Below are 7,195 nucleotides of genomic sequence, written 5' to 3'. Positions count from 1 at the left end.
ACAATCAGAGATATATATTTAAACTATAAAAATAGTATATAAAATATATTTAAAAGATTATGAAAAAACTAAAGATTATTTAATTTTAAATATTAATAAGATTATATGACATTACTTGGATTATGATAATTATTGTGATAAAATTTATCTACAATTAAAGGAATTTTTTAGAGAAACAATCAAGGAGGATGCTTGATGGAAAAGTATAGAAAATTAATGAAAAATTTAGTTGATATATCAGCTATGGTAACTCAGTCCACTAATTTTTTTGCAATAAAAGACCAAATTGTAGATAAAATGTTAGAGGTAGTTGAGCCAACTAAAGCATGTATTAACTTATTTTATGATAATGATTTTGAACATGCTTATTTAGTTTGTTCAGCTACCTTAGATTATATACCAAAGGTATTTCCACCAAATCAAAAAATAGGAACAAAGTTAAACTTTAAAAAATCTTATCCTAAATATATACATGAGGCAGTTGAACAGAAAAAAATTATATATATAGAGGATATATTTGAAAATCCAAAAGCAGTTGATGAAAGAGAACTAGCTAAAATGGAAGGATATAAGGGAAGAATAGTGTTTCCTTTAATTTTAAATTACAATGTTATAGGATTTATGACATGCTTTTTAACTGAAGAAGATTCATTAGAAGAATCAGATATAACATTTATATCTTCTGTAGTATCTCTTATATCATTATCAATAGAAATAACTTTTGATAATGAACACACTAAAGAACTAATAGACAAACTTAGAGAATCGATAAGTAATATAAATGAAATAACGACAAAACTACACTTAAATAATGATGTAAATGAGTTTATGGAATCATTAAACAGTCAAGCCAAGAAACTTACTAAAAGTGATGAGGCATTTATAGTAATTGATGACTTAAATTATGATTATAAAATTTTTAGTGCTATGGAAAATAGACTAAAGAAAAAAATTGATTTCCAAAAGATATTACTTAAAATAGATGAATACAACGAAGATGGAAATTATATAAATCAAGCTAAATCTATAATTATAGATGAGATAGAAGTAGAAAATTACATGTACTACAAACTAAAAGATGGAAATAAGTTATTAGGTTGTATATTATGCTCAAACAATAGACATGGATATACTGAAGATGATTTTAATATATTAGAATTAATATCTAAACAAATCGTATTAGGTATGCAATTATATAAATACAATCAAGCTGAAACAAAACATAAATTAATTGCAAATGAGCTAAATATATTAAATAAGCAGCAAAAACTTATAATGAATGAAAGTGAAATGAATTTATCTAATGATAAAGATTTATATTTCTACCATAAACCAGCAACAGTTATAGGTGGGGATTTCTATCACGCACAAGTTATAAATGAAGATAAAGTCGCATATATAATTGCCGACGTTATGGGACATGGTATAGTATCAAACTATATTGTTGCAATGATAAAGGGATGCTTCAAGACATTATGTTATAATTATCAAACTGCAGCAGAAATTATGAATAAATTAAATCAAATATTATATGATGAATTTGATAAAATGGATGTTTTTACAACATGTATAGTGGGAATTATAGATAGTAAAAGTAATACATTAGATATCTCTAATGCAGGTCATTATTGTCCAATAATAATAGATAATTCCGGAAAATTCAAATGTACTGATGGTACTCTATGCAAAAAAAATATTCCATTAGGCGTCCTAGAAGATATAAATTATGAGCAAAGCACAATCTCTATAAAAGATAGTTCTATGATTTGTATGTATACAGACGGAATAATTGAAATAAAAAATAAAGATAAAGAAGAATTTGGAATAGAGAGGTTTGAGTCATTTTTACTTAAGAATTATATGTTAGAAAAAGATGACTTTATAAATGCATTGAAAAAAGAATTAGGTGAATTTGTACCTAAACATAATTTTGATGATGATATACTAGTAGTATGCTTGAGCAATAAATAATATAAAGAAATTCATATTAAGTGCTATAATAATTAATATGAAAACACATAAAAGATTTAACATTAAAATAGGAGGATTCATATGGGGAAAAATGATAAAGTATTAATAATTAATGGAAGTCCTCGTAAAAACAAAAACTGTAGCTCTATTATAAAAGAGATAACAAAAAAATTTGAAGATAACAACATTAATTACAAAGTATTAGACATATATCAAATGAATATCGAGTATTGTACTGCATGTGGAGCTTGTGAAAAGACAGGCTACTGTAGAATAAAAGACGATATGACACCTATATATGAAGAATTTAATAAAAGTACAGGGACAATAACAGTAAGTCCTATGTATTTTTCAAGTGTATCTACAAAAGTAAAGACAGTAGTAGATAGAACACAAGCATTTTTCGCTAGTAAATATATATTAAAAAAACCATCTATAGATAGAGATAAATTTAGACTGGGAATGTATATTGCAATTGGTGGACAACCTGAATTTAAAGATCAATTTTTAGGTGGACAAATTGTAATGGATATATTTTATAAATCGATAAATACAGATTTAGATTATAATTTATACCTATCTAATTCAGATGAAGTTCCTTTTATGGAAAATGAAGATTTCAAAGCTAGATTCAACAGAGATGTTGATGAATATATAAAAAGAATTAAAGAAAATAATTAATACTAAAAGTAAGGGGCGATGAATTATGTTAAGGTATTTGACAAGTGGTGAATCACATGGGCAGAGTTTAATATCTATAATTGATGGACTGCCATCAAATATAGAACTAAACTTTGATGAAATCAACTTAGAACTTAAAAAGCGTCAATGTGGTTATGGCCGTGGTGGCAGAATGAAAATTGAAAGTGATAAAGTAAATATTCTTGGTGGTGTTAGGGGAAGAAAAACACTAGGGGGACCTATATCAATTGAAGTAAAAAACAAAGACTACCAAAACTGGACTGAACATATGGCACCAATGGATGAAGTAGATTTTGAAACTAGAAAAGTAAACAATGTAAGACCAGGTCATGCAGATTTAGTCGGTTGCTTAAAATACGATTTTGATGATGCAAGAAATGTACTGGAAAGGTCATCAGCAAGAGAAACAGCAAGTAGGGTAGCAGTAGGAGCGATTTGCAAACAGCTATTAAAAAATTTCGATATAGACTTTGTCTCTCATGTTATACAAATTGGTAATGTGAAGGATGAAAATATATATGATTTTGATTATATAAAAAATAATGTAGATAATTCAGAAGTTAGATGTTCAAATAAAGAAGTAGAAGCTAAGATGATTGCACAAATAGACGAAATAAAAAGTGAAAGAGATACAATCGGTGGGGTTGTAGAAGTTAGAATAAAAAACTTAATTCCAGGACTTGGGTCATACACTCAATTTGATAGAAAAATTGACGGTGTATTAGCAATGCATCTAATGGGAACTCAAGCTATAAAAGGGGTCGAATTCGGTATAGGATTTGATGTAGCAAAACTTCCAGGTTCTCAAGTAATGGATGAAATAATATATAATGAAAAAGATGGAATAAAGAGAGTTACAAATAGATTAGGTGGTATAGAAGGTGGAATGACAACTGGAGAAGAAGTCATAATAAGATGCGCTATGAAGCCAATTCCAACACTATACAAGCCTCTTAACTCAATAAATATAAATACATTAGAACGCTATGAAGCTACAGTAGAGCGTTCAGACACTTGTGCAGTTCCGGCTTGTAGCGTTGTGTGTGAAAATGTAGTTGCTTTTGTTATATGTCAATTCTTCTTAGAAACAATAGGAGGAAGTAGTTTAGAAGACGTAAAAAGAAATTATAATTCATATATTCAAAGGTTGGGTGAAAGAGGATGGAAAAAATAAAAAACAAAGTATGCAATATTTTTATTGATGATAGCTATAGAAGTTTTAATAAAGCTTTAAATGAAGTAAATGGCACAACTAATAAAAATATAAATGAAATTTACGATATGGTACTAGTAATTTCAGATGAAAATGTATACAAAACACAATTAAATAAATTTATAGATTCTTTAGGAGCTAAATTTGTAAGTGAATATATAGTTCCAGCAGGGGAAGAATCTAAATGCCTTGATACTTTTCAAAAAATACTAGAACATGCGATAAAGGCTGGTCTTACTAGAAAATCACTTATAATAGCTGTAGGTGGTGGTGTTATAGGAGATTTAGCAGGATATGTTGCCTCTTCATATATGAGAGGAATAGATTTTGTACAAGTACCTACAACTCTTTTAGCACAAGTAGATTCATCTATAGGTGGTAAAACAGGAATAAATTTAGGAACTTATAAAAATGTAATCGGTGCATTTTATCAACCTAAATTTACTTTTATAAATGTATCAGCACTTAGAACTTTGCCAGATGACCAATTTAGAAACGGTATGAGTGAGGTTGTTAAATATGGATTTATATATGATTATGAATTTATAAATTATTTATTAGAAAATAGTGAAGAGATATTAGACAAAATAGATTCAACATTAAAATACATAGTAAAAAAATGTGCAGGGATTAAAGCTCATGTTGTTGAAATGGATGAAAAAGAAGGAGGACTTAGAAAAATCCTTAACTTTGGACATACTTTCGGCCATGGAGTAGAGAAACTTTGCCATATAGCTCATGGGGAAGCTGTAAGTATAGGTATGAATATGGCATTTAAACTTTCTTTAAGAAAAAATTTAATAACTAAAGAATATTATGATAAATTTTTAAATATATGTAAGGTATTTAATTTGCCAACAGAATTTGAGGGGGCAAGCGAACAAGAAGTACTATCTATAATGAAAACTGATAAGAAAAATAGTTTTTCAAAAGTAAATATGATTTTGCCAGTAGAACATGGTAAAGTGGATTTATTTAATGATGTAGATGATGAGACAATTTTAGAAATAATAAAGGAGTGCAAATATGCTTAGAGGAAGTTTTGAATTAATAGGGGATAAGTCTATCTCTCATAGATCGATAATGTTTTCTGCTATATCAAAAGGAAACAATAAAGTAAGTAACTTTTTAATGGGACAAGATTGTTTAAGTACAGTTGCATGCTTTAGAAAAATGGGAGTAGACATAGAAATAGATGGGAAAGATGTATTCATTAAAGGAAATGGGCTTAGAGGATTAAAAGCACCAACTGATATATTAGACGTAGGAAATTCAGGAACAACAATAAGACTACTTATGGGTATTCTTGCTGGAAATGATTTTGAATCTACATTAATAGGTGATGCCTCTATAGGTAAAAGACCTATGAAGAGAGTGACAGACCCACTTAGAATGATGGGATGTGACATAACTGGAAAAGATGATGCAAACTTTACGCCTATAACAGTTAAAGGTGGTCATTTACACAGTATAGATTATAAAATGCCCGTTGCATCAGCCCAAGTAAAATCAGCAATTATACTTGCTAGTTTATATGCTGATAAACAAAGTATAATAAGAGAAAAAGTTAAATCGAGAAATCATACAGAGATAATGTTAAAAGCATTTGGTGCAGATATAAAAGAAGATGGACTAGATATAATTGTAAATCCTGTAGATGAACTATTTAACCAGGATATTTATGTTCCTGGAGATATATCTTCTGCAGCTTTTATAATAGTAGGAGCTTTAATAAGTGAAGGTTCTGAAGTTTTAATAAAAAATGTCGGATTAAATGAAACAAGAACTGGAATAATAGATGTTGTCAGAAATATGAATGGAAATATAGAAATTATAGATGAAAGAATAGTAGGTGGAGAAAAAGTAGGAGATTTACTTGTTAAATACTCTAAAGATTTAACTGCAACTACAATTGATAAAACTATAATTCCTAGATTAATAGATGAAATACCAGTTATAGCCGTTTTGGCAACACAGGCTGAAGGTACGACTATAATAAAAGATGCTCAAGAATTAAAAGTAAAAGAAAGCAACAGAATAAAAACTGTTGTAGACAACTTAAAGAGAATGGGTGCAGATATAGAAGAATTAGAAGACGGTATGATAATAAAAGGAAAAACTAAACTTCATGGAGCTACTATAGAAACATTTAAAGACCATAGAATAGCAATGTCTTTCTCTATAGCAGATTTAGTAAGTGATTCTAGAGTTATTCTTGACGATCCTAGCTGTATAAATATATCTTTCCCTGGATACTTTGATTTGTTAAGAGATTTAGCTAAATAGTATAAATTATGCAATAAAATGATGTTAAAAAATGTAAAAAATTTAATAAATAAAGTAAAAGATTGTAATATACAATATACGAATATATTATAACAATTGATTTTATTATAAATTTTAGATATAATTTAATTGCGGTTATTAAAAATTAAACTATATTTCAGGAGGTTTTTATTATGAAATTACCAATAGCATTATCAAATAAACACGTACATTTAAGTCAAGCTGACGTTGATGTATTATTCGGAGAAGGATACCAATTAACTCCATTTAAACCATTATCTCAACCAGGACAATATGCATGTGAAGAAAAAGTTACTGTAGTAGGACCTAAAGGACAACAAACAATGAGAGTTTTAGGACCAGTTAGACCAGAATCTCAAGTTGAAGTTTCTTTAGCAGACGCTAGAGGATTAGGTTTATCAGTTCCAGTTAGACAATCAGGAGATATAGATGGAACTCCAGCATTCAAATTAGTAGGACCAAATGGTGAAGTTGAATGTGAAAAAGGTATAATAGTAGCAGCTAGACATATACACATGAGTCTTGAAGATGCTGAAAAATTCGGTGTTAAAGATAAAGATGTAGTAAGTGTTAAAACTGAAGGATTAAGAGGATTAACTTTCCACAACGTATTAGTTAGAGCTAATGCTAACTTTGCTTTAGAAATGCACGTTGACATAGAAGAAGGAAATGCAGCTGGCGTTAAAAACGGAGATTTAGTAGAGTTAATAAAATAATTTTATCTATTTATAAAATTTTATGATTAAAAAAGTAATAAGAAGTGTATGTATATAGTATACACTTCTTTTTTTTTAACTAAATTAAGAAAATTACTAAAAAAAAAAAGAAAAAATTATTAATACTTTAAAAAAAATTTTAGATGTGCTAACATAATAATTGCAAATAAGTTTATATTTACCAAAATATGTTTATTGGAAAATTGTAGAAAATAGGGCGTTTTTACTCAACCTAAATATAATTTATTACGTATTTATATATTACAAAAATATACATATTATAAAA

At 28.0% G+C, this 7,195-nt stretch carries 6 protein-coding genes; all 6 read left to right on the top strand.

From position 1 onward, the window contains the following. Positions 1-195 precede the first annotated feature (195 nt). Positions 196-1,971, top strand: coding sequence for a GAF domain-containing SpoIIE family protein phosphatase (locus RDX53_RS13455; protein ID WP_295761522.1), 1,776 nt, complete (start codon positions 196-198; stop codon positions 1,969-1,971). An 81-nt stretch (positions 1,972-2,052) separates the two neighbouring features. After that, positions 2,053-2,652, top strand: coding sequence for a flavodoxin family protein (locus RDX53_RS13450; protein ID WP_195931509.1), 600 nt, complete (start codon positions 2,053-2,055; stop codon positions 2,650-2,652). Between the two features lie 25 nt (positions 2,653-2,677). Continuing rightward, positions 2,678-3,847, top strand: a complete 1,170-nt coding sequence (gene aroC, locus RDX53_RS13445; protein ID WP_307994331.1) for a chorismate synthase — start codon at positions 2,678-2,680, stop codon at positions 3,845-3,847. Beyond that, on the top strand, positions 3,835-4,920 hold the full coding sequence (gene aroB / locus RDX53_RS13440) for a 3-dehydroquinate synthase (protein ID WP_195931507.1): 1,086 nt from the start codon (positions 3,835-3,837) through the stop codon (positions 4,918-4,920). The genes aroC and aroB overlap by 13 nt, the downstream gene beginning before the upstream one ends. Next, positions 4,913-6,172, top strand: a complete 1,260-nt coding sequence (aroA, locus tag RDX53_RS13435) for a 3-phosphoshikimate 1-carboxyvinyltransferase (protein WP_195931506.1) — start codon at positions 4,913-4,915, stop codon at positions 6,170-6,172. The genes aroB and aroA overlap by 8 nt, the downstream gene beginning before the upstream one ends. Positions 6,173-6,345: 173 nt before the next feature. After that, entirely contained in the window at positions 6,346-6,909 is a 564-nt protein-coding gene (gene pduL / locus RDX53_RS13430) for a phosphate propanoyltransferase (RefSeq protein WP_195931505.1), read from the top strand. The last annotated feature ends 286 nt before the right edge of the window (positions 6,910-7,195 follow it).

This window comes from uncultured Intestinibacter sp. (genome assembly GCF_902468165.1).
Lineage (GTDB): Bacteria > Bacillota > Clostridia > Peptostreptococcales > Peptostreptococcaceae > Intestinibacter.
The sequence above is the reverse complement of the archived record's forward strand: the minus strand, read 5'-3'. Positions and strand labels throughout refer to the sequence as shown.